The following is a 24,435-nucleotide window of genomic DNA, read 5'->3' as shown; positions in this document are numbered from 1 at the left end:
CCTTCGACTCGGTCGCGATCGGCGCTCCCGTCATTCCCCTATGCTGCATCATTATGGCTCCGATCTACCGCAATGGCTGCGCGCGCAGCCGCTTCAAACTCTTTCAGGCCCTGCGGCCCGCCCTTCGGGAACCAAACGACTTCCATCGAGACCGGGTCTGGAACGAAGGGCCAGACCATTGCGGCATGGTGCTCGCGCCAATGCTCGTACATTTCGCATCCGACTGGCACGGCCTCGCACAGCTCCAGGAACACGCTGCACCAGGCAGGCACCCTCTCGGGTCCGCGAAGACGGTCGAGCCTGCTGACCTCTGCGTAGCCGGTCTCAAGGACGCGTTTGCGATACTCAGTACCCTCGAAGTCGATTGGGAAAACCAGTGAGCCGTCGTCATCCAGGCGGATGCCCTTCCGCGCGAGATAGGCTTGCGCGTGCGCGTCATTCAGCTCGCAGAGACGATCGAAGGTGCTGCGCGCCGTCTGCCGGGGATCAACCGGCATTTCGACATCCACCGGACCCTTGAGCAGCCGCAGCATCCGCAGCCCCGCCCAAACCGGCCCGAAGGGCTTGCAGAGGACGACGGATGCCTTCCCTGCATCTCGCTCGCCGTCCTCGGGCAGCTTCTCCCAACGCCGCTCCTTGCAGTAGATGGCGAAACTGCAAATCTTTCCCTTGGTGCGCCGAACAGCCGCCACATACACGACCTGCCGCTCCGCAGCCACGTGCTGGTCATCCTCGGACAGCGCGAAGAACGCCCGCTCTGCCGCTGGCCCGCTGTCGGAGAGAAACGTGGGCCAGTCCCGGTGAGCCTTCCGGAAGAGCCGCATGACACTGTCGCGCTTCGGTGCATCAACCGCGGTCATTTCGCACCGCCTTCCATCGCGCTCACGTCGTGACCGGCCTGGAACGCCCTCACGAGCTTGCGGACGCGCGCCTTCGCCTCCTCGCTGTGCTTCGGCAGCTGCGCATCGTTTGCCTCGATCATGCGACGGCGATGGTCTTCGGGAGAGAGATATCCCGCCTCGCCGGGATGGCGGGGCTCGGCCCGTAGCGCGACAGCGAGCTGCGGCAGCTTGGGGGGAAAGTCGAGCGACTGCCCGTCCACCTGCCCGAGGCGGTAGCGGTCAACGACACGCGAGACCAGGCTGACCGGATAGGCATCGGCGACGACGATCATATCCCTGATTACGGCCTCACTCACGGTCGCCTCCGATGAGCCGAAGGCCTCCATCAAGCGGCTGATCTGTTCGGCGATTTCCAGTCTCATCTCCGGTCTCCTTGGCAATCTGGATGGCATTTCGAAGCTTCTGCGCAGGTGATGGCGGCTTGTCGGGCAGTCGTGGCGGCGCACGGCCTCCCTTCCGGTTTTCCAGCCATTCGGGCTCGAAACCCTGCCAGCCATTGCCGATCATCGCGTCGGCCGCTGCGTTCGGGTTCGGCATCAGGGCGAAGCGGCGAGCAAGGAGCTTGGCCGCATGGGGCGTCAACCGGCGCCGCATCGCGACGCGATGGTCGATCACCGCTTGCGCATGGTCGCGGTCGAGCACCGTCATCAGCTCCGCAAGCACGGACCCGCGCGGCGGCGGGCCACCAATCCGAACAGAGTGAGGATTGGTATCGTTAATAGAAGATACGTTAATTAGGTGCCGATCTGGATCGGCAGGGGGTGCCGGTGTATCGGCAGGGGTGCCGACTGGCCGGCAGGGGGCTGAAGGTGAAACTTCATCCCGGTCACGAACATCGAGAACGACCCGATACTCGTGCGCACTGTCGCGTTGTCCGGCCTCGCCCGGAACCTTGAGCATGCGCCGTTCGACCCAGCCGGCATCGACAAGGCGATTGATGGAGGCCTGCACCGTCGAGCGCGCGACCTCCAACTGCTTCGCCATCTTGACCTGACTGCGCCGGCACCAGCCTGTATCGGTATCGGCAGAGATCCCGAGCAGGCAAAGCACATCGAGATCGCCGCGCATCAATCGACGGTCGAGCACCGCCCCAGACGGGATCACGGAGAAACGTGGACCGCTCATATGCTGCCGCCTTCCGGCGCGAGCTGCGCCGCGCCCAGGAAAGCCTTGAACCGTCCACACATCAAAACAAACCTGTAACCTTCATCATGCCAGTTCATGCCGCCGCCCTTTGCACTGCCAGATGGTTGCAATTGGCCGCGACCAGGGCGCGCGCGACGGGCGGGCAAACGCTGTTGCCGACGCACGAAACCTGCACGGATTTGGAGAAAGGCACCCAGACCGGCCCGCCATTGTGGCCGATGCCCGGAGGCTTCCAGGCGCCGTCGATGATGTAGTCCGAGGGGAAGCCCTGCGCGTTGTAGAGTTCGCGCGGCGTCAGCATCCGCATGCCGATATCGACGATGACAAATGTCAGTCCGTCGATCTCGACCGTTACAAACTCGCGGTCGTCCCACAGGCCATGCGCGCGCATGAAATCGGCAACCTGACGTGCGCGATAGGCCTGCGCCTCGGTGAATGGCGGAACATCAACAACCGCCTCGACGAGCCCGTGCCGGGGCTTCACCGTCGCCGTGCGCATCGCCTCATCGGCCCGGCTACCCTCGCCGGTCGCGTAGTAGGATTGCAGATAGGGCATGATCAACTGGCTCTTGCCTTGCCCTTCGGTTGTGATCGTGCCTGCCGCGCGCTCGACGCTGTGACATGCCCCCGTCCCAAACTGCCGCGCGATATAGGCTGAAACCACCTGCTGGTGACTGCCAGACTGCGTGATCGTCGAAGCAGCCTCGTCGACGCTCCGGCCGGGATTGACGCCGCCGATGCGACGGCTGTCGTTGTTGGCCTGCGCCATGAAGGCGCACATGACTGAGTTTTGATCCTTGTCGCTGGCGGTGATCGTGTGAGCCTGCCCCGCGACCGAGCGCACCGCCCCGCCTTGCTGCGCATAAGTCAGTACAGGCGCGAGAAGCCCAAGCGGCGCGGCGCCACCCGGGCGCTTGATGTAGCCGTTTGCCGTTATCGTCGGCAGTTGATCGCGCACGTCGCAACCAACGGCGCCGCCATTGAAGCGTTGAACGGATGGGGAGATCAGCGCCTTTTCGCCTCGATGAGCGGCGGTGATAGTCCGCATCGCCTCATCGACACTTTCGATGCGCCCACCGTGAGTGAGATTGACGAGGAATGGCCGATTTGCCCGGATCACGAAACGGTCGAGGCCGCGCGCGATCCGCTCGTGCGAATTGCCGGCCAGCGGACGCTTCGCCCGCACCTGGTGTTTTTCCCAGATCTCGTCGGCCGTGTCGAAGATCGAAGGGCACGGAATGCTCCAGTCGATGCAGTCGGCGACGATCGGCCAAGGCAGCTTGCGGCCGGCGATCACGTCACGGTCGTTCGGGTCGCCGTGCGTTGGCTGCGGCCAGACGATCTTTTGCCCGTCAAAGCGCATGATGATGAACAGGCGCTTACGGATCGTCGGCGCGCCAAAGTCACGGCCCCGTAGCTCCCGGCTTTCCATCTTCGCGCCGAGGCCGCGCAGCGTGCGGCACCATTTGCGATAGGTCGCGCCCTTCCGTTCGGGATCGGGACGAAGGCCGTTACCGGTCTCGATCAGAGGGCCGTAGTCCTTGAACTCCTCGACATTCTCCATGATGACGACATCGACCTTGCCGCCGCTGTTCTGGATGCGCTCGACCCAGCCGGGAATGATCCAGCAGAGGTCGCGAATGTTGCGCTCCACCGGCTTGCCGCCCTTGGCCTTCGAGAAGTGCTTGCAGTCAGGCGAGAACCAGGCGAGCCCGATATGCTTCCCGCGCATATGGTCGAGCGGATCAACCTTGTAGACGTTCTCGGACAAATGCAGCGTGTCGGGATGGTTGGCCGCGTGCAGCGCGAGAGCGTCGGCGCTGTGGTTGATCGCGATGTCGGGCGACCGACCCAAAGCCATCTCTATGCCGGTAGAGGCACCGCCGCCCCCGGCAAAGCTGTCTACGATCAAGGGAACATCGCCCCATCCGGACGACATTGCGGCCATGCTGGTTTCCGCGAAGAGTTCGGCCCGAAACATCAGCAGCCTCCCTTCGCGATATCCCGTGCCGCATGCAGCGTGCGATAAACAGCGTCCTCACCACAGCGAAGGGCGGCGGCGATATCGGCGGTATCGAAATGGCCGGAGTTCCAGAGGATGATGGCGGCAAGCGCCTGCCGCTCATCCATTTTGCCGCTCATGGCGGCAGATCGGGAACGACGAGGGTCGCCCCGGTTAAGACCCAGCATTCTCGGCCTCCAAAGTCTCGATATCATCGGAAGGTGAAAGTTCACCGGGTCGAACGGCCTGCCACCGGCCCTCCCCGTCAGGTACGATCAGCCCTTCGCCTTCAAAGCCGGCCAGCAGGGCACCGGCCACCAGTCCGCGAATGGCCACGCCGCGCCGCATGGCGGCGATGTCGAAGGGTTCAGTCTGTTCACGAAGCCATTCAAGCGCCCGGTTTCGCTCCTCGGTCACACGCTGGTCGAGTGGCTTGCGGGGCGTCTCTCGGGCAAATTCGTCGGGCTTTGCAGCAAACGACATCGGCGAGATGGAGCCACCGGCCCCGGGCAACAGCGGCTTGGCTTCCTCGAAGTCCTTCCAGTCCACGCGGATGATGCGCGGGAAACCGTCGCCATAGGTCCCGTCGTCGTTGCGCTCCCAGACGAAGAAAGCCGTGTTCATCTGGCTCGAAGCTTCGGGTCCGTCCCACCCGTCCCGGTGCATCATCGGCAGGCGACGTGTGAAGACATAGATCCGCGACGGCGGGTTTTCGTCCATCAGGTAGCGGCGATCTGGATCGTCGAAACCGCACATGAAATTGAGATTGAGCAGCGCCGCGATCTTGCGTGGCTTATGGACGCGCACGGCGTGCGCCAAGAAGGCATTGGCGACGCTGCCATAGGGCGGATTGATCACCATATCCATGCCTTCGGTCTCGCCGGGCATGGACTTCAGGAAGTCGCCGACCTGCTGCAGCTCGCCGTGGCGCGTGGCGGTGCCCCGGTCGCGCAGATCCGAAATGATCGCGTCATACCCCGCCGCCTCAAGCACACGGAGGATCGCTCCGCGTCCGACTTCCGGCAGCTTTACGACCGCCGAGAAGCTTTCGAGCGCCAGAACTGTCCTCGTTGCCTCGACCGGCGTTTCGTAAAGCTGATCGCCCTTTTCATCCGTCGACGCCGATCGCGTGCCGATCGCATGGCGTATGGCATTACGGGTCGGGGCAAGTCCCGCCTCGATCCGATCAGCGATAGCGCGCTCGACGACGCCGGGCGCCTTTAGTTCCGCGTCGCGAAGCTTTCGCGCCTGGTGAAGGGCACGACGATCGACGCCGATTTCCTCAAGCTTGAAAATGTCGTCAGTCTGGACATTTTTCGGACGACCCCGGCCCGACACTTCACCGCGCCCTTGCGCGGCATCGACCAGTTCCGCGAGCCGGATGGTCGCATAGGTCTCCACCTTCAGCGCGTCCGCCTGGATGGCGCGAAACTTCGTGATCAGTTCCCGGCTGGCTTTGACCTTCTCGGCATAGTTCGCCGCCGCCTTGGCCTCTTCGTAGGCGCCGCCCGAAAGCACCAGGGCGTGGCGAACATCGTCTTCGGTCAACGCGGTGCGCGCCCGCTCGACGGTTGCCAGCAGTTCGTTTTCGTCGCCGCGAGCCGCAATGACGGCCGGCTCTCTCGGCTTCGAATAGGAGGCGCACGGCGGCGAAATCGTCAAAACTTCAACGCCGCCGCCGTCGAGCCCGATATCAATGCTGACCGGAAGCACTGCATGCACCGTCGCGTGGTTGGCGGCGTGGCGGGCGATGGCCTCGCCGCCGTGGTCCACAAGGTCGGCATCGAACGCCGGCCGGTCCACGCCCGTCAGTTCATACGCCCTGTCGGTCGGATACCAGATGCTGGCGTCCTGCTGGTTTCGCCGCAACAGTCCGCGACTGTTGAGGTTCCGGCAGGTTCTCATGTCCGCTTCGGTCCCGACAACCAGCACACCCTCGGCCATCGCGGCGGCCATGAACCGCTCGGCCTTCTCGCCCATGTTTTTCGGAAGGTTGCCGGTCACGATGCCGCCCCCTCGTCGAGACCGGCGTCAACCTCCTCCAAGGCGCGGATTGCCTCACGCAGCTCCTTGCGGATCGTCTTGCGGTCCAGCGCATCCACATTGCCGTCACGGAAGGCGTCGAGGATGGCGCGCGCGACGTCCGTCGCCTCGTAGAGCACCCGGTGCGCGTCTGCCTCGGTCACCGCGGCGCATGCCTGCTGCGACGCCATCGGCACCAGATCAAAGCCGAGCACCCGGGCCATTGCCTTGACAATCACGGGAGATTTCGCCCGCCGGTCCGCCTCGATCGCAACGTCGATCGGGATCAGCCGCTTCTTGTTGCGCTCGTCGAAGCTTGCGTACTCGGAGAGCTTGCCGGTGGTTACACGGGTCAGCGGCTCGAAGCCGGTCACGCCGCCGCCGAGCTTGTAGCAAGCCTCGGTATCCGCTTTCAGCGTACGGATCTCTTCATCGGAAATTGTGCGAATGCCGGACATGCGAAAACACCCCGCAGAAGTGGCAAGGGAAGGATTTTGGGAAAGGATTCGATGACGCTTAGCGGCGTCGCGCGTAGGGTCAGGCCATCAGATCAAGGGAGGCCCGCATGGATAGGCGGAGACAAAGACAGAGGCAGGGACGCGACGGTAGGAGATGTCGCGCCCCCGCCAGCCAGCAAGGCGCCCGGGCGGGAGGAGGAAACCCAGTCTTCTCGCGCCTTGCCAAGACAAATTCATCATTAGGCCGCCTCAATCGAGTGGAGGGGCAATACAAGCGGAACTCCGCGAGCAAGGCAGTTCGCACCGTAGAGTTCAACGGGTCCGTACTCCGTCATGCCGATAATGACGGGCCAGTGGCGATCGGGGATGCCGGTCTTGCTCCACTTGTACACAGCGTCTTTCGAGATATCGCCGCCCAAACTGACGATGGCTGTCGCGATGACTTCCGCGCCGCCTGCGTCCTTTATGATTTGTCGAACCGTTGTGCTCATGCATGCAGCAATACTGGATTTTAAATCCATCTTCAAGACATCGAAATCCAACCCGGAAAATAATTCCGAAATTATGATAGCGACCATGACAACCTGGTGGAAAAGATTAGACGAACGACGCAACGAGCTTGGCTGGAACAAAGCCGAGCTTTCGCGGCGATCGGGCATCCCCTACGACAACATCAACAAGTATCTGCGCGGCGACATCGAGCAACCACGCGGCGACGTCATGGAAACCCTAGCGAGAACCATCAAGCGGCCTTTAGCATGGCTGCGTGATGGGGTTGAGACCGCCAATGCCGAACTCACTTTAGCGCCAGGCCGAATGGTTGCGGCGCAAGTCGTCGGCCGCGTCGAGGCGGGGGCATTTCGCGAGGTGGATGAGTTCGATCAGTCTGAGCGAGAAATAATCTCGGTACCGCCAGACGAGCGTTTCCCTAACGCGCGGCAAATGGTCTACGACGTGACGGGCGATTCCATGAATAACCTTCGGCCACGCCCGATCTTTGATGGTGACAGAGTTATTGCGGTCGCCTACGAGGATGTGGCTCATGAGGCTGTGTTGCGTGACGGCATGGTTGTGGTCGTTGAGCGCACCCGCGATGGCGGCCATACGCGCGAATGGTCAGTTAAGCAGGTCGAGATTTACGAGGGGCGCACCGAATTTCACCCTCGATCGACCAACCCAAAGCACCGCCCTATCGTGGTTGAGCGAAATCTAGAAGCCGACGACGGTACGCGCGTCGAGGTCATTGGCCTGGTTCGCCGCATCCAAAATGATCTGCCGTTCTAGGCAGCCATGCGCCGATCTCCGAAGGCATGGCAGGCGCTACGAATCTCGCCTATCAGCCAATTCGGCGGCTCGTTGCAGACATAGCTCCGGTTGTCAGCACCAATGAAATTCATAACTGGATAGATCCCAAAGCGATCACCAGCGTCAACTGGGGCAATCGCCGCCAACTTGAACGAATACCCCGGAAACAGACGGCGCAGATGCGCCATGAGGCGTACGCTTTCCCGCCGCCCTCGAAGCGGCGGCGGAACGATAGTGAACGCCGTTACATCCTTTGGATCATGCATAGCTGCGCTCCTGACTAACTCCAATCACGCGCCCAATCTGGCAGTCGCAATGCCGGCAACGAAATCCCAGCGTATCCATAAAACCACTCTCCGCTAGCTCGTCCGCGTCGCACGGCGCGTCGTCGACCGCCGGCACCTCGATCGCCCGAGAAACCTCCCGCAGGCAATTGTCGCACCGGATGTGCAAGGCAAAAATCCGCGGCTTGTGGCGTAGTGCAACGGTCATGTTTGTTCTCCTTTCGTTCTCATAATCCAGAGAAACGCAACCGAGTCGAGTCGATTTCATGAGTTGGAAAATAAATCCATACACCGATTGACACTATCCAATAGTTGGATTTATTTTCCATATCGTTGAAAACTCATTTGTAGGAGATCCACATGCAACCGAACGGCGGACTTAAGACCCGAAACACTCTCAACCGCATGGTTCTCGCCATGGTCGAACATGGCGACGGCTGCACGGCCGAAGATCTGAAGCGCAAAAACTTCACCCCTGAAGAAATTCGTGTGCTCGGCCCGAAGGCCGCAGACCTCGCCACCGCCCGGGCGAACGCGGCGTAAAGCCCGTGGCGAAGAGAGCCCGCCGCCACGATCCGCAGGTGTCCCCTGATAACGATACGCCTGTCTGGATCGTGCGCGGCGCGCTCGGCGCCATCGCCTCAAGCCTCATCCTCTTTGCGGCCTTCTTCTGGACCCTCTCATCATGACCCAATCCACGAACGGTTGGCTTCAAACTGTCCGCCAATCCCACGGCACGCGGCTCGCCGCTGCCCTCGTCGACTGCCGCCTTGGTAGCCTGAGCGACGCGACCGAGAGCTTCCAGGAGATCGCCGACCGCCACGGCGTCGATCCGCACGACCTCTGCGCCCTCTGGCTCGATGATCCCACCCGGCCTTTCGCCACCGATTTCAAGCCACCGCTCCAGACACCGGCACCTCGGCCGACCGCGGGCGCGTGCTCAGCTAAGGAGCAAGCAGCATGAGCGTGATTACCAAGGAAATGCGAGAAGCAGCACACGCCGTCCTTTGGGAGCGTGACAGCGCAGTATGTAGCCCCGACGCCGTCGACGCTGCTTTGCGCGCCGCCCTCAGCCATGTGTCGGAGGAACCGGTAGCGTGGCTCCGCCCCGGCGAGTACGAACCCATCCAGAACGCGCCTTTCGGCGCGATGTGGATCAGCGACAAAGACGATCTGCGCGCGTTCCCGGTCTACGCACGCCCGCCCTTCGATCAGCCGTCGGCGGCTGTGCCGAAGGTTTGGCAACTGGTCCCGACCGAGCCTACCGATGAGATGCTGAAAGCCTTAGCTGGCGGCCACAGCGTCACCGAGGGACACTATGCCGCGTCAATGCGCCGGGTTGCCTTGAGACAGTACGCCGCCCTGCTCACAGCCGTTCCCAATCTCGCCGCACGGGAAGATCTGGTGACTTACTACGCGCGGCAAATCGAGTGGTCCCGTGAGACGTTCGGCCCCGCGCTCCGCACGCGCGGTATCATAGACCATATCCGCAAGGAGCTTCGCGAGATCGAGCAGGATCCACGCGACCTATCGGAGTGGATCGATGTTGTCATTCTCGCCATGGACGGCTTCTGGCGCCATGGCGGGCAGGCAAGCGATCTGATGCCGGCCCTTCTCGGTAAGCAGAAAAAGAACATGGCACGTGTTTGGCCCGACTGGCGGTCGATGAGCGAAGATCAGGCCATCGAGCACGACCGCTCCGTTGACCAGCCTGAGCTTCCTGTGACCGATGAGAACGACAACCCGCCGAGAACATTGGAGGACCTCGAGCCCCCGATGCCCGAATGGGTCGAGCGCGTTTACCGCTACATGGCCGAAGGCGACCTTGCCGCCGCCATGGACGAGTTTTCCCGCGAGTTCGGGCTTGCCGCCCCGTCCCATGCAAAAGCGGTCGCGGACATGCTTTCCGGCGCAAAGGTCTGATCTGATGGCCGAGATCTGGTTTACCCTCCACCGCTCAACGCTCCACCAGGCGCTTTCCCGCGTCATGGGCGCGATCGATGTCCGCAACACGATCCCGATCCTCTCCCACGTGCTGCTGGAGCCGATTGGCGAGGCGGTGCTGTTGCGCGGCTCCAATCTCGACCTGCAGATCGACGCCGAGTGCGAGGCGATCGCGATCAAGGAGCCTATCCCCTTTGCGATCCCCGCCGACAAGTTCAAGGAAATCCTCGCCAGCCTGCCGGAGAACGCCGAAGTGAGCTTTGGTCCCGGCCGCAGCAAGGACAGTATCGCGATCTCGGCGGGCAATTCGCGCCTGTCCATTCCCTTCCTGCCAGCCAACGACTTTCCCGCGATCCCAATCAAGGCGGAACTCGGCTGGACAGAGATCGCCGGTAAGCCCTTGGCGGCTGCACTCGACAAGGCTTCCTTCCCTCTCAAGAAGGTGGACGATCGCCCGTGGATTACCGGCTACTGCATCCATGCCGAAAAGGGTGGGGACGGTATGGTGGTGGCGACAACCGATGGCCTTAGCCTCGCACGGATCTCCGCCCCTACTGGCGCATGCCCGGCCCTCCCGACGCACAATCATTCGGCCTATCCGCACATCATCCTGCCGCCCCGCGCAGCGGAGAGCGTGCGCAAGCTACTCGATGCCTCAACTCAAGGAGCACTGATCGCCGCGACGGATTTCATTCTGGCGGTGAAGTTCGATGGCGTGACCATCACCGCCAAGCTGATCGACGGCACCTATCCAGAGTACGAACAGGTCATTCCCGTCCCCGGCACGTCCCGCCTTGGCGTAAAGACCGAGACCCTTTCGGCTTCGATCAAGCGTGTCTGCATCATGATCGACGATGCGTCGGTCGATGCGCTCTACATCCGCACACGTGATGGCCGCATCACCGTCGACATGGTGGGCCGCGACGGCGGGGCCGCGCACGAGTCCATGTCCGGCGAAATCGACGGGCCGCAGGATCTCGAAATCTGCCTGAACGGCGAGCAGCTGAAGAAGATGCTAGCCAACGTCACCAGCCCGGAAATCGACCTCTACGCCATACCGGACGCCAAGCGCGTCCTCGCCCGCCCGATAGGCGCGCCCGGCGAGACCTACGTGCTCAGCATCATGAAGCCCCGCTTCTCCGCCATGGAGCAGGCGGCATGACCAGCACCCCGAAGCGGCGGCGCGACGCCGCATATCGCAAGGGCTTTCGTGACGCCTTGGCGCGCGCGATCGAGATCGTCGACCGCTGCATAGAGTGCAAAGGCGACGACGATCCGGCCGAGCTGCCCGCGCGCCTGCGCGAGATCACGCTGGAGGAGCGCAAGTGAACCTTGAGCTTGCGAAGGCGAAGTATCGAGACGCGCGCCAATTGCTCGGCCTTGCCAGTGAGGAATGGTGCGAATCCTACGATGTCGAACGCGGCCAAATCGAGCTGTGCTCCAAAGAACCGATGACCGGCGAAGTGGAGACAATCGCCTTGATCCTGCCGGTTTGTGGCAGGGAAGATCGCCGCCTGATGACACACGCGCCGACCTACATGCGCGCGATGGACACCCTTCTGCAGTACGCCTTCGACGAGATCATCAGGCTACGCCGCCGACTGGAGCAGCGCGCGGAGAAGCCGAAGGACTTCGCGGCCGAATGCGCGATGAAATGCGCCGAACCGGCCTTCAAGAAGTATCTCGAAGAGAAGCACGGACTGGAGGCGCCGCTGACCAACGACCGAGCGGCGACGCGCGTGCGCTCCGTCCTCGCGATCACCTCTCGCAAGCAACTGAACGACGAACCCGCTGCCGCCGAGCGCTGGAAACAGCTTCGCTCCGATTTCGATCTCTGGAGGCGGCACGGATGAACGGCCGTCGTCTGGAAATCTTCCAAAAGATCATGTCGCGGGTTTTTATCGACCCCGTTTCGGGCTGCTGGATCTGGCGAGGCCCCACTTCGGGAAAAACCGGCCGGGGCAAGGACTACCCGCGCATGTCGCTCGGCGGCCAGACGGTCGCTGTGCATCTGGTCATGTGGACCAACGAACACGGTTATATTCCCGGCAAGAAGCAGCTCGACCACAAATGCCGCAACCGCCTCTGCGTCAATCCGGACCCCAAGCATACGGAGCTGGTGACGCATAAGGAAAACCAGAAGCGCCGCGACCAGGCGCGCGCAGCCGCCATGCTCGGCCACAACGGCGGACCACCGCTCGAATGCGAGGAGGTCGCCTGATGGTAGCTCTAAGTCGCTCGACGCCCCGAGTCACAGCCTGCCCCTTGCCGCCCGTGCGCGGGCTCAACCGAGAGCAGGCATCGGCCTATGTCGGCGTCTCGACCAGCCTGTTTGACGAAATGGTGAAGGATGGCAGGATGCCCCGACCGAAGAGGCCTAACGGACGCACCGTTTGGGACCGCCTTCAACTCGATCGGGCATTTGACCGCCTGCCCGGTGGAGACATCGACGAGGGCGGGGAATGGGATGTCGAAACCTGATGCCACGAAAGCTCAGACGAAAGTACCTGGTCGAAGACAAAACCGATGGAGTGTTGCGGTTTTACTTCCGCAAGAAGGGCCAGCTCAAAATCCGCCTTCCTGGTCATCCGGGGCTACCCGAGTTTGAGGCGGCCTACTTCCAGGCGCTAAACGGCGAACTCAAGGCCGACAAGGTCGGACCCAAGCTGTCGACGAAGGGCACGCTGCGTTGGCTATGCGAACAATACTTCCAGTCGGCAGTGTTCAAGCAGCTCGATGCCGGCACGCGCAAGGTGCGCAAAGGCATTATCGAGCACATATGGGCCGAGCCCACTAAGCCAGGCGGAACCCGTCTGTTTGAAGACATGCCCCTGCCGTCGTTCGGCGCCAAGGCCGTGCGCGTGCTGCGTGATCGTAAGGCGGAACTGCCCGAGGCCGCCAACGGTCGCGTCAAGGCGCTGCGTGCGGTGTTCAATTGGGCGACCAGCAAGGACGTCGAACTTGCGCCGGCTAACCCGGCTCGCGACGTCGACTACTTCAAATCTGAGGGCGACGGCTTTCATTCTTGGACTGACAACGAAGTCGCCCAGTTTGAGGCGCGCCATCCGGTCGGAACTAAGGCAAGACTGGCGCTGACCCTCATGCTCTACACGACCCAGAGGCGCAGCGACATCATTGCGTTTGGCAAACAGCACATGTCGAACGGATGGTTTCACTTCACCCAGTTCAAGAACCGGCGGCGCAAGCCGGTGAAGCTCTCGATCCCGATCCACCCGACCCTTGCCGATGTCATCGACAAGAGCCCGTGCGGAGACCTGACACTGCTGGTGACCGAGTTCAACAAGCCGTTCACATCGAACGGTTTCGGCAACTGGTTCCGCAAACGCTGCGATGAAGCAGGACTGTTCCATTGCGCTGCCCACGGCCTGCGCAAGGCCGCCGCTTCGCGCCTCGCCGATCGCGGCGCAAGCGAACATCAGATCATGTCGATGACCGGCCACACGACCTCGAAAGAGGTCAAAAGATACACGAAAGCCGCCCGCCAGAAGGTGCTGGCAAAGGCGGCTGTAGCGATCTTCGATAACGAGGCAATTGACGAGTGACACGCGCTCAAAGCGGGAACAAAAGTGTCCAGCTTTTAAGGGTAGTGTGAATTTTCTGGACGTTTAGGGCGAGAAACCACAATAAAATCAATGGCTGATTTTAGTGATGGTGCCCGGAGGCGGATTTGAACCACCGACACGCGGATTTTCAATCCGCTGCTCTACCAACTGAGCTATCCGGGCATCCTGCCGTTTCGGGCAGCGGCTCCTTGCGGAACCCTCGGGGCGCTTGTGTGTGCCCCGGAAGCGAGCGGGGTTATAACATCTTGTTCGGCGGTGTCCAGCGCCAAATGAAAGTTTTTTGACCGAAATCCTGTGGACAGTCCAAAAACCCGAAAAAACAAACGGATTCAGAGAGATCGCGTTCGCTCCCCTCATCTGCGTGTGAGAGAAAAAGCCATTGGAAAACCGAAAGCACGGGCGAAAATCACGCACCTCGATGCCGGCGCGGTGACGGACGTCTAAGACGGAGAAGATGCCGGAAACGCCGAGACGATGCTACATGCGCTGCGCCACTGCCTTAGCGCTCGTCGTCGTCGGCCTTCGATTCGTCGTCGGCGACCGGGATGGCATAGGATCCGGAGAGCCAGCGGTTGAGGTCGACGTTGCGGCAGCGGTCAGAGCAGAAGGGATAGTGTTCGCGATGCGACGGCCGTCCGCATTCCGGACAGGGGCGCGGCGCGCGCAGGGGCGCGACGTTCGAACCGCTCTTCCTTGTCTCGTCGTTCTTTGTTTCGTCAGTCACCGGCGTCAGCCTTCCAGCCAACGATTGTGCACGTCATAGCCTTCGCCGACAAGCAGGCCGACGGTCTCGTAGAGCGGCAGCCCGACGACGTTGCTGTAGGAGCCGACGAGCTTGACCACGAAGCTGCCGGCGATGCCCTGGATGCCATAGCCACCCGCCTTGCCGCGCCACTGGCCGGAGGCGAGATAGCTTTCGATGTCGAAACCGGACAGGCGCTTGAAGCGGACCTTGGTGTCGACGACCTTCTGGCGCAGCGTCCTGTCCGGGGTAATCAGGCAGATGCCGGTATAGACGCGGTGGCTGCGGCCGGACAGAAGATGCAGCGTGCTGGACGCTTCGCTGACGAGTTCCGGCTTCGGCAGGATGCGCCGGCCGACACAGACGACCGTATCGGCCGCCAGGATATAACTTCCGTCCCAGCCGGGCTCACCCTTGATTGCGGCAAGTGCTGCCCGCGCCTTTTCGGCCGACAGCCGCCTTGCGAGCGAACGCGGGTGTTCGGCACGCTTCGGCGTCTCATCGAGATCCATCGGCATCAGGCGCGCGGGCTCGATGCCCGCCTGCGCCAGAAGCTCGACGCGACGCGGGGAACCGGACGCCAGTATCAGTTTCTTGGCCACTGTCATCGGAACGAGCCGTCACTCCAAGAGCGATTCCAGCAAAAGTGCGGTGAAGCGGTTTTGCGTCCGGAATTGCGTCCAACCAAAGAGTTAGAGCGTTTTCGCGTTTCGAAGAAAAAGCGGAAATGCCCGGGATTTGCGAAGCGGGATGCGGCTTACTTGAAGCGGTAGGTGATACGGCCCTTGGTGAGGTCGTACGGGGTCATTTCAACGAGAACCTTGTCGCCGGCAAGCACGCGGATGCGGTTCTTGCGCATGCGGCCCGCCGTGTGGGCGATGATCTCATGCTCGTTTTCGAGCTTCACGCGGAAGGTCGCGTTGGGAAGCAATTCGGTGACCACGCCCGGAAATTCAAGGACTTCTTCTTTCGCCATGAAGGACTGTTCTTTCTATCTTTGTTTAGGGATACGTCAGGTATCCCGAAAAATTCGCCGGAAACTACACAATCGACGAGGATTTGTGAACCATCTAAGACCGGCTTTTGCGCTTTTGTGACGGGCTACAGTGCCGCGCGTCCTATAAGAGGCGCGGAGGTCGCTATAGCACTTCGGACTGCTACATGTCTTTAGCCTTAAACCGGTTGGGATTTAAGGAGGGGCGAGGCTCAGAAACCGCCCGCGAATCTCAGCAACGCCCTCAGGCTTCCTCTCGTCTGTGCGAGCCGACCAACCGATGATTGATCAGCGTCGACAGGTGGTCGCGCACGGCGCGATAGGCATCGACGATCTGCTCGCGCGTGCCGACCGCCACTGTCGGGTCCGGCGTCGGCCAGTAGACCACATCCACCGCCATCGAACGCGTCAATTCAAGCGCCTTGTGGTGCGCCTCCGGCGCCAGGGTCACGATGAGGTCGAAGTAATCGTCCTCGAGTTCGTCCAGCGTATGCGGCTGGTGGCGGCCGAGACTCAAGCCCACTTCCGCCATCACCACATCGACGAAGGGATCGCGCTCACCATGCCGGACACCGGCGGATGCGACATAGGTGCCCGCAGGCAGCGCCGCCTTGGCAAGCGCTTCGGCCATCGGCGAGCGAATGGCGTTCATGCCGCACATGAACAGGACCGAGCGGGGCATTTTGAGTGGCGATTTCTCGGATCCCGTCATGCCGGTCCCCGCTCTCATCCGCGCCAATAGAGCACGCAGACGAGCGTGAACAGGCGGCGGGCGGTATCGAAGTCCAGCCGGATCTTGCCCGACAGTCGATCCATCAGCGTCTGCGAGCCCTCGTTGTGAATGCCGCGGCGCCCCATGTCGATCGCCTCGATCTGGCTCGGCGTCGCCGAACGGATCGCCTCGTAATAGCTCTCGCAGATCATGAAATAATCCTTCACGATCCGGCGAAACGGCGTCAGCGACAGGATGTGGGTGGCGACATCGCCGCCATTGTCGGTCGAGATCGCGAAGACCAGCTTCGCATCCAGAAGTGAAAGATTGAGCTTATAGGGTCCGCCGGGATGGCCGACCGGCTCGAACAGGTTTTCCTCGAGCAGGTCGAAGATCGCAACCGCGCGCTCATGCTCCACGTCCGGCGTCGAGCGGCCGATGGTCTCGTCCAGAACGACATCGCAGAGGCGCAGGTTGCGGTCCGCCTTCATCCAGCATCCCCGAGATTGAGGCGAATGGCGACGGAGCGCGCATGGGCCTCAAGGCCTTCGGATTTTGCCAGCACAATCGCCGCCGGCCCGAGGATCCGCAATTGCTCAGGATCAAGCCGCAGGATCGACGTGCGCTTCATGTAGTCGAGCACGCCGAGGCCGGAGGAAAAGCGCGCCGAGCGCGCCGTCGGCAGCACGTGGTTGGAGCCGCCAACATAGTCGCCGATGACTTCAGGCGTGTGACGCCCGACGAAGATCGCGCCGGCATTGCGGATCTTTTCAATCATCGCATCGGGATTGGCGAGCGCCAGTTCCAGGTGTTCGGCGGCGATGCGGTTGGCCAGCGGCACCGCCTTTTCAAGATCGGGAACGAGAATGACGGCGCCGAAATCGCGCCAGCTGGCCGACGCCGTTTCGGCGCGCGGCAGGGTCTTCAATTGCCGCTCGACCGCATCCTCCACTGCCTGACCGAAGGCCGGGTCGTCGGTGATCAGGATCGACTGGGCGCCGACGTCATGTTCGGCCTGGGCGAGCAGATCGGCGGCGATCCAGTCCGGATCGTTGTGCTTGTCGGCAATCACAAGAACTTCCGACGGACCGGCGATCATGTCGATACCAACAGTGCCGAAGACCTGGCGCTTGGCAGCGGCCACATAGGCGTTGCCCGGGCCGACGATCTTTGCGACCGGCGCGATCGTCTCAGTGCCATAGGCAAGGGCTGCGACCGCTTGCGCGCCGCCGATGCGGTAGATTTCCTCGACGCCGGCAAGCCTTGCTGCGGCAAGCACCGCCGGATTGATCTTGCCACCGGATGCCGGTACCACCATGACGATACGGGGAACGCCGGCCACTTTCGCCGGCAGTGCGTTCATCAGCACCGAGCTCGGATAGCTCGCGGTGCCACCGGGCACATAGAGACCGACGGCATCGACCGCCGTCCAGCGCGAACCGAGGCCGACGCCCATGGCATCCTCGTAGATATCATCCTTCGGCCGCTGGCGCGCATGATGAGCCTCGATGCGGGTGGCGGCGACTTTCAGCGCGCCCAGCACCTCCGGCTCGACGGCCACAATCGCCGCATCGATTTCGGCAGCGGTGACGGCCATCGGCGTTGCGGAGAAATCGACGCCATCGAAACGCTTGGAATAGTCGGCGAGTGCCTGATCGCCCCGGGCGCGCACGTCGTCGATGATCGTCTTGACCACCGCATTGACGTCTTCGGACACCTCACGCTTGGTCGTCAGGAATGACGCGAACTTTTGTTCGAAGTCACCGTCGAGAAAATTGAGCCTGATTGCCAAAGTGGACGTCCTTGTATGCCAGTGTCGTTCGGGTCTACAGCGCCGCGCGCTTTGCAAGACGCGCCAAGGTCGTTGTAACACTTTAAAGCTGCTGCACAATTTTGCCCTTAATTCGATACCGATTTAAGGAATTGTGCAGTAGCGGGCTCAAGCGCCTTCGGGATGCTTGGGCTTGAAAGCGGTTTCCCACGCCCCGCCGGTATCCGCAAGCTGCGTTTCGATGCATTCGACGTCAAGCGCGATCGAGGCGTCGCCGGCCAGAACCAGTTCGATCGTGCCTTCCGGCGCCTCGCCGCGCACGGTGAACTTGAGCGCCAGCAGGTCAAGAACCGCCTCGCCATCGCGTCGATCGAAGCCGACGGAGCGCACCGCATTCACCCGCTTGAACAGGAGGAGCGCCCGCCGGCGCTCGAACGAACGACGCTTGCCCTCGGCTGTCTCCCAGACGAAGCGATTGACGACGAGCGAAAACTGCTTGCGGCGGGCGTCATATTCCAGCCCCGATACCTTGAACACGGCATCCTGAACGTGAGCGGAGACAATCGCGAGATCTTCCTCGTCAAGCGCCAGCAGCTTCAGACCATTCATGCCGTCCATTCCTTTCGTTTCGCCGCACATCTTGCCGTGCCACAATTGAAATGGACATAGGATGTTGCGCCTGAAACCGCAACGGCATCAGGCGCAACGGATCAAATCAGTCGCTGACGCGCTCGACATGGGCGCCGCAGCGGGTGAGCTTCTCTTCAAGACGCTCGAAGCCGCGGTCGAGGTGGTAGACGCGCGAGACCATGGTTTCGCCTTCGGCGGCAAGGCCGGCGATGACGAGCGAGACCGAGGCGCGAAGGTCGGTTGCCATGACCGGCGCGCCCTTCAGCCGGCTGACGCCTTCGATCTTGGCGGTTTGTCCAGAGAGCGAGATCTTCGCGCCGAGGCGGGCCAGTTCCTGCACATGCATGAAACGGTTTTCGAAGATCGTCTCGGTGATGTGCGAGGTGCCATTCGCCATGGTCATCAGGCCCATGAACTGCGCCTGCAGGTCGGTCGGGAAGCCCGGGAAGGGATCGGTGACGATATCGACCGGCTTGATGCCGGCGCCGTTGCGCACGACGCGGATACCGCTGTTGGTCTCGGTAATTTCGGCACCGGCGCGGCGGATCGCCTCAAGCGCGGTGTCGAGCAGCGCCATGTCGGTGTCTTCAAGGATGACGTCGCCGCCGGTCATGGCGACCGCCATGGCATAGGTGCCGGTCTCGATCCGGTCCGGCAGGACACGGTGGCGGGCGCCGGAGAGCGAACGCACGCCCTCGATGGTGATCGTCGAGGTACCCTGGCCGGTAATCTTGGCGCCCATGGCGTTGAGGCAGTTGGCGAGGTCGGCGACCTCCGGCTCGCGTGCGGCGTTGCCAAGCACCGTGGTGCCGTTGGCAAGCGTCGCGGCCATCATCAAGACGTGGGTCGCACCGACGGAAACCTTCGGGAAGGTGTAGCGCGCGCCGATCAAGCCGCCAGCCGGCGCCGTCGCGTTGACGTAGCCGCCATCGATCTCGATATTGGCGCTCAGCGCCTGAAGGCCCTCGATGAAGAGATCGACCGGACGCGTGCCGATGGCGCAGCCGCCGGGCAGCGAAACGCGGGCCTTGCCTTCGCGGGCCAGGAGCGGACCGATGACCCAGAAGCTCGCGCGCATCTTCGAGACCAGCTCGTAAGGCGCGGTCGTATCGACGATGTTGCGGCAGGTGAAATGGATGGTGCGGGCGTAGCTTTCGCCCTGGCGCTCGCGGCGGCCGTTGACGGAAATGTCGACGCCATGGTTGCCGAGGATGCGGATCAGCTGCTCGACGTCGGCCAGATGCGGCACGTTTTCGAGCGTCAGCGTGTCGTCGGTCAGTAGCGACGCGATCATCAGCGGCAGAGCCGCATTCTTGGCGCCGGAAATCGGGATGACGCCGTTAAGCTTGTTGCCGCCTACAATCCTGATGCGATCCATGAGGCCTCTTCAACGGGCTTGGCCCGCCTTTCCAAAAAAAATCCGATGTTGTCTGAAGGCGCCTCTTTAGTGGAGATGCCGCGAAATTAGAAGTGCCTAGAACGGCGCCCTTCCATGCAAGCGTGCAAAGGTCGCCGTAACAATTCAGTCGATCTCCTCAGATCAGTTTCGATCCGGGGAATTATGCCATAAAACGCCGGACGGCCGTGCCGCCCGCAATTGGAAAGCAGGCGGCGTACGCCGCCCCTTGCCCCTACTAATCTTGGGATTCGTCCGTTTTTGCGGCAGGCAGGCCGCTGATCTCATCGGCAGCACCGGACCGGCGCGCCCGCATCTGCTGCTTGCGGCGCATGAGATTGTCGCGCAAATTCCTGGCGAGACGTGCCTTTTTCAGGTCGGCCTCGGTCGTGTCCTTCATCTTTTTCGGGCGAACCTCACCTGCGGCCTGCCGCCCCTCAGGCGCCGGCCCGCTTTTCTCGCCTTCATCGTCGTCTATCTGCATGGACATGCCTTAGCGCAAAACCAGGGGCTTCGGAAGCGGCAAGGACTTTTCTCACAGCTCTTCACGAAAAACTTCGAAATGCGGCTTGCACTCCCCGCCAAGCTATGGCAATAGCCCCCTCGCTTGATGCGGCTGACACACGAACCGGCCGCCAGATGCTGCTATAGCTCAGGGGTAGAGCACTCCCTTGGTAAGGGAGAGGCCGAGAGTTCAAATCTCTCTAGCAGCACCAGTTTTCCTAGAAAGAATACAACCAGTTCATACAGTAAAAAGCATTTCTGCTACTGCGTGCGATAGACCCATACATATGGGCGGTCTTCTCTACGGCACGGCTGGGCAGTACCCCAGTTTATCGCTTCACTGGCTGCAACAAGGCCTCGCTATATCTAAAGGGCGCTCATAACCTTCTCGTAGAACCTATCGAACAGTCACGGTCGCCAGCGAGCAAAACTAACCAAGAGCACCAGCAATCGCAGAGACCATCGCGATAGCGCCTTCTGCCGTGAGATTCCCTGCAGCACCTGTCAGAATTGTCCGAGTATCCTCCAACAGCCCTTTCAGCCGGCCGCGCTTGGGTTCCGCAGAATTTGCCTCTGCCTCAAGCTCCGCGAGATTTGACGAGAGTTGATGCCCATCAATCCCGCCGTCTACCAATGCAGTACTTGATAGCCTGATCTTCTCGATCACATCCTTGACTCTATCGACAACATCGATCGATGCGACGATATCTCCGGACGTATTTCCAGCTCCCAAGTTACCTACAAAGCTTCCAATGTTACCTATGTTGAATGTCGTCATCGCCTGCTTCGCCTGAATCTTCTCATTCGTATCGAACGACATACTGTGACCGAGCACACCTTTCTTCTCCATCTGGATAGCCCACTCCAGAACCATGTTTCGAACGGTATCCAGTATCCCGATGATGTGACCCCGGCCGAATTGAAGAACCATGCGAGAGGTCTGGAAATTCATAAGTTCGTTGAGCTTCGCGACTAGTCCGGACGGCAGAGGGAAATGCAGCGAGCCCCCAGCGTTGTTGTCGATGAGATCCTGCAACGTGGCAACGGATTGCCGAATCGGAGCCTCACTTATTAGCTCCATGAACTTCTCATCTGAGGAAAATACAGGAATCCATCCATTGTAAGGATTCCATGCGGCCGGCTGCCCGATGATTTTTCTGTAGTCTGGAAGCTCTCCTCTATAGCCATTCAATTCGTGCTCAACCCATATTTCGAGTGTGTCAAGTTGGAGCTTCGCGGCCGCGAGCTTGACCCTGCGCAGCAGGGCGTCTGTCGCCACACTTTTGTCGAGCGCATCTCTTTGTATTTCTTCGATCAATCCGGACATCGATTTCCCCAACAACCTTCTCATCTAGATAGTGAGTTGCATATCACATTTCCACTCCCTCTATGCGGGAACCACAAAAATCTCAGGGCTGGTGTGCTGGCTAGGTTTTTAAGACGCTTGAACGCAAAACACTTGATATCTCGACCCACAATTACCTCCTGCGCTATCCTCCGATTCGGGCGCGCCCACGCCTCCCCCCTCCGCATAGGGAAAGTAGATTTCATACGGGGCACTCTCACCATCGAACCGACTGTCCGGGCATTGAGCATAAGGAGGGGCTGCGAAGATCGCTCGCATCAGGAGGTTACCGATGAGACTGTCTGCGCCGATCTATCACTTGAAGCGCAAGGCCAAGCGCCTGGCCCGTGACCAAAACATCCCGCTCCATGAGGCGCTCAATCGTATCGCCGTTGACGAGGGCTATGCCGACTGGAGCCTGCTTGCCGCGCGACACGCAGCGGCCAATCCGGCCGCCATGCTTTTGACCCGGCTGAGACCTGGGGATCTTGTTCTTCTCGGCGCGCGGCCCGGACAGGGCAAGACGCTGAAAAGCCTTGAGCTCGCCGTGGATGCGATGAAGTCAGGCCATCGGGCGTTCTTCTTCACGCTGGAATACACGGTGAACGACGTGATCAACCGGCTTTCTGCCATGGGGGTGGACTATGCCCGGTTTGCCCCGCTGTTCGAAATCGACTGCTCCGATGCGATCAGCGCCGATTACATCATCGGGAAGCTGGCCCTGGCGCCAAGTGGTACACTGGTGGTCGTGGACTACTTGCAACTTCTCGACCAGAGGCGCGAAAATCCTGCGGTCAGCGATCAGGTCCGCACGCTGAGAGCATACGCACGTGAACGCGGGCTTATCTTCGTTTTCATATCGCAGATCGACCGGTCCTATGATGCTGCGACGAAGCCGTTTCCCGACATTGGCGATATCCGGTTGCCGAATCCGCTGGACCTCGGACTTTTCGACGAGACCTGGTTCCTGAGCAAGGGAGAGTACCATGACGTGAGGCGCGCCAACCTGCGCGGCTGACGCGGGGAACGTATTCCCCGATGCCGCGTTACCGTTTCAAAGGCAGTAACGCGGAGGCTTCTCGATGAAAGGTATCGTTCTCTGGCTGATGGGCGTGCCGCTCATCGTCATCATCCTTCTCTACATGTTCGTGTTCTAGAGAAGAAAGCAAAACGCAACGGCAGGTTGGCGCCTTAACGCAACCTTAAGATTCCACTGCCAGATTTGACATTGCGATGATGGACAGTCGCAACATCTTTGATCCCCTTTTGAAACCGGCATCTGCCGGTTTCTTTTTTGGCAACGTGATTGCAGACAGAAAACCGCGCCGCGCCTGTCCGGGATAACGTGACCTCAGACCTTGACCGCCTGCTCGACGAAATCCTGTGAGCCAAAGAACTTGAGGTAGCGTTCGACCTCCGCCGGGTCGCCAGTGGCTTTGCGCGGATTGTCGGAGAGTTTCACCGCCGGGCGGCCATCGGCCTCGCTGACCTTGCAGACGATCGAGATCGGGTTGAGGCCACGGATTTCCGTCGGCGCGCAATCGGCGAAATCATTGGTGAGGTTGGTGCCCCAGCCGAAGCTCATGCGCACGCGCCCTTCGAAATGCCGGTAGGTCTCGATGATCGTCTCGACGTCGAGACCATCGGAGAAGATCAGGAGTTTTTCGCGCGGGTCGCGGCCCATCTTCTTCCACCAGGCGAGAATCTTCTCGCCGCCTTCGATCGGCGGCGCGCTGTCCGGCCGGAAGCCCGTCCAATCCGCCACCCATTTGGGCGCATCGCGCAGGAACGCCGCCGTTCCAAAAGCGTCGGGAAGCACGATCAACAGGTTGCCGCCATAGAGCTGGTTCCAGTCCTGCAGCACCTTGTAGGGGGCGGCGGCGAGTTCCTTGTCGTTGCGGGCAAGGGCTGCCGCCACCATAGGCAGCTCATGTGCGTTGGTGCCAAGCGCTTCCAGATCATTGTCCATGGCGAGCAGCACGTTGCTGGTGCCGGAGAAGGAACTGCCGATCCCTTCCTTCAGCGCCTCGACGCACCAGCGCTGCCAGAGGAAGCTGTGGCGGCGGCGCGTGCCGAAATCCGAGATCCTGAGGTTCGGATACTGCCGAAGGCGCTCGACCTTCGACCACATCTTCGCCTTGGCGCGGGCATAGAGCACGTCGAGCGTAAAGGGGCCGAGGCCCTTCATCGCCGAGCGCGAGCGCAGTTCGTTGATGATCGCCAGCGCCGGGATTTCCCACATGGTCGTCTCGGCCCATCGGCCACGGAACGTCAGTTCGAACTGGCCGTCGCGGCGCTTCAGCTCGTAGTCCGGCAGGCGGAACTTGGAAAGCCAGGCGAGAAACTCCGGCGAGAAGATCTGCTTGCGACCATAGAACGTGTTACCGGCAAGCCAGATCATCTCCTTCTTGGAGAAGCGCAGTTCGCGCGCATGGTCAAGTTGCTCACGCAATTCCTGCTCGTCGATCTCGTCGGCAAGCCGCACCGTCTTCGTGCGGTTGATCAGCGAGAAGGTCGCGTCGACTTCCGGGTAGAGCTGCCAGATCATCTGCAGCATCAGGAGCTTGTAGAAATCCGTGTCCAGCAGGCTGCGCACGATCGGGTCAAGCTTCCAGGTATGGTTGTAGACACGCCTGGCAATATCGGTCTTCGTCATCGGTGAAACTGCTCCTTCCTCAGCGCGCCGCGCCCGAC

The 24,435-nt window shown here is 61.3% G+C and carries 33 protein-coding genes and 2 tRNA genes; 13 read left to right on the top strand and 22 right to left on the bottom strand.

Features of this window, described 5'->3' with window-relative positions; all coding sequences use genetic code 11:
• Positions 1 to 38 precede the first annotated feature (38 nt).
• The 8 genes from BBX50_RS06095 to BBX50_RS06060 form a co-directional block, all read right to left on the bottom strand.
• Complete coding sequence (locus BBX50_RS06095) at positions 39 to 860, bottom strand: hypothetical protein (RefSeq protein ID WP_065774427.1); 822 nt, start codon at positions 858 to 860, stop codon at positions 39 to 41.
• Complete coding sequence (locus tag BBX50_RS06090) at positions 857 to 1,198, bottom strand: hypothetical protein (protein ID WP_139108835.1); 342 nt, start codon at positions 1,196 to 1,198, stop codon at positions 857 to 859. Before BBX50_RS06090 ends, BBX50_RS06095 begins: the two co-directional genes overlap by 4 nt.
• Entirely contained in the window at positions 1,191 to 1,970 is a 780-nt protein-coding gene (locus tag BBX50_RS06085) for a hypothetical protein (protein ID WP_065791979.1), read from the bottom strand. Before BBX50_RS06085 ends, BBX50_RS06090 begins: the two co-directional genes overlap by 8 nt.
• A 151-nt stretch (positions 1,971 to 2,121) precedes the next feature.
• On the bottom strand, positions 2,122 to 4,029 hold the full coding sequence (locus BBX50_RS06080) for a DNA cytosine methyltransferase (protein ID WP_065774424.1): 1,908 nt from the start codon (positions 4,027 to 4,029) through the stop codon (positions 2,122 to 2,124).
• Complete coding sequence (locus tag BBX50_RS06075; RefSeq protein ID WP_244513103.1) at positions 4,029 to 4,190, bottom strand: hypothetical protein; 162 nt, start codon at positions 4,188 to 4,190, stop codon at positions 4,029 to 4,031. Before BBX50_RS06075 ends, BBX50_RS06080 begins: the two co-directional genes overlap by 1 nt.
• Positions 4,191 to 4,224: 34 nt before the next feature.
• Positions 4,225 to 6,054 (bottom strand): hypothetical protein, encoded by a 1,830-nt coding sequence (locus BBX50_RS30415; protein ID WP_065774422.1) that lies wholly within the window; start codon positions 6,052 to 6,054, stop codon positions 4,225 to 4,227.
• Complete coding sequence (locus BBX50_RS06065; RefSeq protein ID WP_065774421.1) at positions 6,051 to 6,530, bottom strand: phage regulatory CII family protein; 480 nt, start codon at positions 6,528 to 6,530, stop codon at positions 6,051 to 6,053. The genes BBX50_RS30415 and BBX50_RS06065 overlap by 4 nt, the downstream gene beginning before the upstream one ends.
• A gap of 239 nt (positions 6,531 to 6,769) precedes the next feature.
• Positions 6,770 to 7,108, bottom strand: a complete 339-nt coding sequence (locus BBX50_RS06060) for a hypothetical protein (RefSeq protein ID WP_244513104.1) — start codon at positions 7,106 to 7,108, stop codon at positions 6,770 to 6,772.
• Between BBX50_RS06060 and BBX50_RS06055 the strand changes: the two genes are divergently transcribed.
• Positions 6,996 to 7,814 carry a S24 family peptidase gene (locus BBX50_RS06055; protein ID WP_065774420.1) on the top strand — a complete coding sequence of 273 codons (819 nt, stop codon included), beginning with the start codon at positions 6,996 to 6,998 and terminating at the stop codon, positions 7,812 to 7,814. The two genes, BBX50_RS06060 and BBX50_RS06055, sit on opposite strands and share 113 nt — an antisense overlap.
• Here BBX50_RS06055 and BBX50_RS06050 read toward each other — a convergent pair.
• Both BBX50_RS06050 and BBX50_RS06045 read right to left on the bottom strand, forming a co-directional pair.
• Positions 7,811 to 8,101, bottom strand: coding sequence for a hypothetical protein (locus BBX50_RS06050; RefSeq protein WP_065774419.1), 291 nt, complete (start codon positions 8,099 to 8,101; stop codon positions 7,811 to 7,813). The genes BBX50_RS06055 and BBX50_RS06050 overlap by 4 nt on opposite strands.
• Complete coding sequence (locus BBX50_RS06045) at positions 8,094 to 8,327, bottom strand: hypothetical protein (RefSeq protein WP_065774418.1); 234 nt, start codon at positions 8,325 to 8,327, stop codon at positions 8,094 to 8,096. Before BBX50_RS06045 ends, BBX50_RS06050 begins: the two co-directional genes overlap by 8 nt.
• A 152-nt stretch (positions 8,328 to 8,479) precedes the next feature.
• Between BBX50_RS06045 and BBX50_RS06040 the strand changes: the two genes are divergently transcribed.
• The 10 genes from BBX50_RS06040 to BBX50_RS06005 are packed head-to-tail and all read left to right on the top strand — an operon-like array spanning position 8,480 to position 13,626.
• The gene (locus tag BBX50_RS06040; protein WP_065774417.1) at positions 8,480 to 8,662 is read left to right on the top strand and encodes a hypothetical protein; all 183 of its coding nucleotides are present in this window, start codon (positions 8,480 to 8,482) and stop codon (positions 8,660 to 8,662) included.
• A 5-nt stretch (positions 8,663 to 8,667) separates the two neighbouring features.
• Positions 8,668 to 8,808: a hypothetical protein gene (locus tag BBX50_RS30215; protein ID WP_161490849.1), complete on the top strand. Its 141-nt coding sequence runs from the start codon at positions 8,668 to 8,670 to the stop codon at positions 8,806 to 8,808.
• Positions 8,805 to 9,083, top strand: a complete 279-nt coding sequence (locus BBX50_RS06035) for a hypothetical protein (RefSeq protein ID WP_065774416.1) — start codon at positions 8,805 to 8,807, stop codon at positions 9,081 to 9,083. Before BBX50_RS30215 ends, BBX50_RS06035 begins: the two co-directional genes overlap by 4 nt.
• Positions 9,080 to 10,042, top strand: a complete 963-nt coding sequence (locus BBX50_RS30700) for a dATP/dGTP pyrophosphohydrolase domain-containing protein (RefSeq protein ID WP_065774415.1) — start codon at positions 9,080 to 9,082, stop codon at positions 10,040 to 10,042. Before BBX50_RS06035 ends, BBX50_RS30700 begins: the two co-directional genes overlap by 4 nt.
• Before the next feature lie 4 nt (positions 10,043 to 10,046).
• Positions 10,047 to 11,225 carry a DNA polymerase III subunit beta gene (gene dnaN, locus BBX50_RS06025; protein ID WP_065774414.1) on the top strand — a complete coding sequence of 393 codons (1,179 nt, stop codon included), beginning with the start codon at positions 10,047 to 10,049 and terminating at the stop codon, positions 11,223 to 11,225.
• Positions 11,222 to 11,392 carry a hypothetical protein gene (locus BBX50_RS30210; protein WP_161490850.1) on the top strand — a complete coding sequence of 57 codons (171 nt, stop codon included), beginning with the start codon at positions 11,222 to 11,224 and terminating at the stop codon, positions 11,390 to 11,392. Before dnaN ends, BBX50_RS30210 begins: the two co-directional genes overlap by 4 nt.
• On the top strand, positions 11,389 to 11,916 hold the full coding sequence (locus BBX50_RS06020) for a hypothetical protein (RefSeq protein ID WP_065774413.1): 528 nt from the start codon (positions 11,389 to 11,391) through the stop codon (positions 11,914 to 11,916). The genes BBX50_RS30210 and BBX50_RS06020 overlap by 4 nt, the downstream gene beginning before the upstream one ends.
• Positions 11,913 to 12,284 carry an HNH endonuclease signature motif containing protein gene (locus tag BBX50_RS06015; protein ID WP_065774412.1) on the top strand — a complete coding sequence of 124 codons (372 nt, stop codon included), beginning with the start codon at positions 11,913 to 11,915 and terminating at the stop codon, positions 12,282 to 12,284. The genes BBX50_RS06020 and BBX50_RS06015 overlap by 4 nt, the downstream gene beginning before the upstream one ends.
• Positions 12,284 to 12,544 (top strand): hypothetical protein, encoded by a 261-nt coding sequence (locus BBX50_RS06010; protein WP_065774411.1) that lies wholly within the window; start codon positions 12,284 to 12,286, stop codon positions 12,542 to 12,544. Before BBX50_RS06015 ends, BBX50_RS06010 begins: the two co-directional genes overlap by 1 nt.
• A complete protein-coding gene (locus tag BBX50_RS06005) occupies positions 12,544 to 13,626 on the top strand; it encodes a tyrosine-type recombinase/integrase (protein ID WP_065774410.1) in 1,083 nt (360 codons plus the stop codon). Before BBX50_RS06010 ends, BBX50_RS06005 begins: the two co-directional genes overlap by 1 nt.
• Positions 13,627 to 13,733: 107 nt before the next feature.
• Here BBX50_RS06005 and BBX50_RS06000 read toward each other — a convergent pair.
• From BBX50_RS06000 to BBX50_RS30410, 10 genes are all read right to left on the bottom strand, one after another.
• A tRNA-Phe gene (locus tag BBX50_RS06000) sits at positions 13,734 to 13,809 on the bottom strand.
• A gap of 337 nt (positions 13,810 to 14,146) precedes the next feature.
• Positions 14,147 to 14,371, bottom strand: coding sequence for a DNA gyrase inhibitor YacG (gene yacG / locus BBX50_RS05995; protein WP_065774409.1), 225 nt, complete (start codon positions 14,369 to 14,371; stop codon positions 14,147 to 14,149).
• A 5-nt stretch (positions 14,372 to 14,376) separates the two neighbouring features.
• Positions 14,377 to 14,997: a Maf-like protein gene (locus tag BBX50_RS05990; RefSeq protein ID WP_065774408.1), complete on the bottom strand. Its 621-nt coding sequence runs from the start codon at positions 14,995 to 14,997 to the stop codon at positions 14,377 to 14,379.
• Positions 14,998 to 15,146: 149 nt separating this feature from the next.
• A complete protein-coding gene (gene infA / locus BBX50_RS05985) occupies positions 15,147 to 15,365 on the bottom strand; it encodes a translation initiation factor IF-1 (RefSeq protein WP_004435948.1) in 219 nt (72 codons plus the stop codon).
• A 262-nt stretch (positions 15,366 to 15,627) separates the two neighbouring features.
• Positions 15,628 to 16,095 (bottom strand): low molecular weight phosphatase family protein, encoded by a 468-nt coding sequence (locus BBX50_RS05980; protein WP_065774407.1) that lies wholly within the window; start codon positions 16,093 to 16,095, stop codon positions 15,628 to 15,630.
• A gap of 14 nt (positions 16,096 to 16,109) precedes the next feature.
• Positions 16,110 to 16,586 carry a UPF0262 family protein gene (locus BBX50_RS05975; RefSeq protein WP_065774406.1) on the bottom strand — a complete coding sequence of 159 codons (477 nt, stop codon included), beginning with the start codon at positions 16,584 to 16,586 and terminating at the stop codon, positions 16,110 to 16,112.
• Positions 16,583 to 17,887 (bottom strand): histidinol dehydrogenase, encoded by a 1,305-nt coding sequence (gene hisD / locus BBX50_RS05970; protein ID WP_065774405.1) that lies wholly within the window; start codon positions 17,885 to 17,887, stop codon positions 16,583 to 16,585. The genes BBX50_RS05975 and hisD overlap by 4 nt, the downstream gene beginning before the upstream one ends.
• A 147-nt stretch (positions 17,888 to 18,034) precedes the next feature.
• Positions 18,035 to 18,475, bottom strand: coding sequence for a DUF2948 family protein (locus tag BBX50_RS05965; protein ID WP_065774404.1), 441 nt, complete (start codon positions 18,473 to 18,475; stop codon positions 18,035 to 18,037).
• 106 nt (positions 18,476 to 18,581) lie between these two features.
• The gene (murA, locus tag BBX50_RS05960; RefSeq protein ID WP_065774403.1) at positions 18,582 to 19,874 is read right to left on the bottom strand and encodes a UDP-N-acetylglucosamine 1-carboxyvinyltransferase; all 1,293 of its coding nucleotides are present in this window, start codon (positions 19,872 to 19,874) and stop codon (positions 18,582 to 18,584) included.
• 256 nt (positions 19,875 to 20,130) lie between these two features.
• A complete protein-coding gene (locus BBX50_RS30410; RefSeq protein ID WP_139108375.1) occupies positions 20,131 to 20,292 on the bottom strand; it encodes a hypothetical protein in 162 nt (53 codons plus the stop codon).
• Positions 20,293 to 20,533: 241 nt separating this feature from the next.
• On the opposite strand from BBX50_RS30410, the gene BBX50_RS05950 reads away from it, so the two are divergent.
• Positions 20,534 to 20,608, top strand: a tRNA-Thr gene (locus tag BBX50_RS05950).
• A gap of 218 nt (positions 20,609 to 20,826) precedes the next feature.
• Here BBX50_RS05950 and BBX50_RS05945 read toward each other — a convergent pair.
• A complete protein-coding gene (locus tag BBX50_RS05945; RefSeq protein WP_065788375.1) occupies positions 20,827 to 21,723 on the bottom strand; it encodes a hypothetical protein in 897 nt (298 codons plus the stop codon).
• A 310-nt stretch (positions 21,724 to 22,033) separates the two neighbouring features.
• Here BBX50_RS05945 and BBX50_RS05940 point away from each other — a divergent pair, with 310 nt between their 5' ends.
• Positions 22,034 to 22,759: a DNA helicase gene (locus BBX50_RS05940; protein ID WP_065774400.1), complete on the top strand. Its 726-nt coding sequence runs from the start codon at positions 22,034 to 22,036 to the stop codon at positions 22,757 to 22,759.
• A 333-nt stretch (positions 22,760 to 23,092) separates the two neighbouring features.
• Here BBX50_RS05940 and pncB read toward each other — a convergent pair whose 3' ends face one another.
• Positions 23,093 to 24,397, bottom strand: a complete 1,305-nt coding sequence (pncB, locus tag BBX50_RS05935) for a nicotinate phosphoribosyltransferase (protein WP_065774399.1) — start codon at positions 24,395 to 24,397, stop codon at positions 23,093 to 23,095.
• Positions 24,398 to 24,435: the final 38 nt, after the last annotated feature.

Origin of the sequence: Ensifer sp. LC11 (assembly GCF_001695835.1) — a bacterium.
Taxonomy (GTDB): domain Bacteria; phylum Pseudomonadota; class Alphaproteobacteria; order Rhizobiales; family Rhizobiaceae; genus Ensifer.
Note: the sequence above shows the minus strand (reverse complement) of the source record. Positions and strands in the feature narration are given on the sequence as shown.

Bases quoted from the DNA above. Each gene is read 5' to 3' on its own strand.
- BBX50_RS06050 (WP_065774419.1), bottom strand. From the start codon at position 8,101: ATGCATGATCCAAAGGATGTAACGGCGTTCACTATCGTTCCGCCGCCG.
- BBX50_RS06005 (WP_065774410.1), top strand. From the start codon at position 12,544: ATGCCACGAAAGCTCAGACGAAAGTACCTGGTCGAAGACAAAACCGAT.
- dnaN (WP_065774414.1), top strand. From the start codon at position 10,047: ATGGCCGAGATCTGGTTTACCCTCCACCGCTCAACGCTCCACCAGGCG.
- BBX50_RS30700 (WP_065774415.1), top strand. From the start codon at position 9,080: ATGAGCGTGATTACCAAGGAAATGCGAGAAGCAGCACACGCCGTCCTT.
- BBX50_RS05945 (WP_065788375.1), bottom strand. From the start codon at position 21,723: ATGTCCGGATTGATCGAAGAAATACAAAGAGATGCGCTCGACAAAAGT.
- BBX50_RS06055 (WP_065774420.1), top strand. From the start codon at position 6,996: ATGATTTGTCGAACCGTTGTGCTCATGCATGCAGCAATACTGGATTTT.
- BBX50_RS06015 (WP_065774412.1), top strand. From the start codon at position 11,913: ATGAACGGCCGTCGTCTGGAAATCTTCCAAAAGATCATGTCGCGGGTT.
- BBX50_RS30210 (WP_161490850.1), top strand. From the start codon at position 11,222: ATGACCAGCACCCCGAAGCGGCGGCGCGACGCCGCATATCGCAAGGGC.
- BBX50_RS06085 (WP_065791979.1), bottom strand. From the start codon at position 1,970: ATGCGCGGCGATCTCGATGTGCTTTGCCTGCTCGGGATCTCTGCCGAT.
- infA (WP_004435948.1), bottom strand. From the start codon at position 15,365: ATGGCGAAAGAAGAAGTCCTTGAATTTCCGGGCGTGGTCACCGAATTG.
- murA (WP_065774403.1), bottom strand. From the start codon at position 19,874: ATGGATCGCATCAGGATTGTAGGCGGCAACAAGCTTAACGGCGTCATC.
- BBX50_RS30410 (WP_139108375.1), bottom strand. From the start codon at position 20,292: ATGAAGGACACGACCGAGGCCGACCTGAAAAAGGCACGTCTCGCCAGG.
- BBX50_RS06035 (WP_065774416.1), top strand. From the start codon at position 8,805: ATGACCCAATCCACGAACGGTTGGCTTCAAACTGTCCGCCAATCCCAC.
- BBX50_RS05965 (WP_065774404.1), bottom strand. From the start codon at position 18,475: ATGAATGGTCTGAAGCTGCTGGCGCTTGACGAGGAAGATCTCGCGATT.
- BBX50_RS06080 (WP_065774424.1), bottom strand. From the start codon at position 4,029: ATGTTTCGGGCCGAACTCTTCGCGGAAACCAGCATGGCCGCAATGTCG.
- BBX50_RS06010 (WP_065774411.1), top strand. From the start codon at position 12,284: ATGGTAGCTCTAAGTCGCTCGACGCCCCGAGTCACAGCCTGCCCCTTG.
- BBX50_RS06075 (WP_244513103.1), bottom strand. From the start codon at position 4,190: ATGAGCGGCAAAATGGATGAGCGGCAGGCGCTTGCCGCCATCATCCTC.
- BBX50_RS06045 (WP_065774418.1), bottom strand. From the start codon at position 8,327: ATGACCGTTGCACTACGCCACAAGCCGCGGATTTTTGCCTTGCACATC.
- BBX50_RS05940 (WP_065774400.1), top strand. From the start codon at position 22,034: ATGAGACTGTCTGCGCCGATCTATCACTTGAAGCGCAAGGCCAAGCGC.
- BBX50_RS06060 (WP_244513104.1), bottom strand. From the start codon at position 7,108: ATGGTCGCTATCATAATTTCGGAATTATTTTCCGGGTTGGATTTCGAT.
- BBX50_RS06040 (WP_065774417.1), top strand. From the start codon at position 8,480: ATGCAACCGAACGGCGGACTTAAGACCCGAAACACTCTCAACCGCATG.
- BBX50_RS06065 (WP_065774421.1), bottom strand. From the start codon at position 6,530: ATGTCCGGCATTCGCACAATTTCCGATGAAGAGATCCGTACGCTGAAA.
- BBX50_RS05975 (WP_065774406.1), bottom strand. From the start codon at position 16,586: ATGAAGGCGGACCGCAACCTGCGCCTCTGCGATGTCGTTCTGGACGAG.
- BBX50_RS06095 (WP_065774427.1), bottom strand. From the start codon at position 860: ATGACCGCGGTTGATGCACCGAAGCGCGACAGTGTCATGCGGCTCTTC.
- BBX50_RS05990 (WP_065774408.1), bottom strand. From the start codon at position 14,997: ATGACAGTGGCCAAGAAACTGATACTGGCGTCCGGTTCCCCGCGTCGC.
- pncB (WP_065774399.1), bottom strand. From the start codon at position 24,397: ATGACGAAGACCGATATTGCCAGGCGTGTCTACAACCATACCTGGAAG.
- BBX50_RS05980 (WP_065774407.1), bottom strand. From the start codon at position 16,095: ATGACGGGATCCGAGAAATCGCCACTCAAAATGCCCCGCTCGGTCCTG.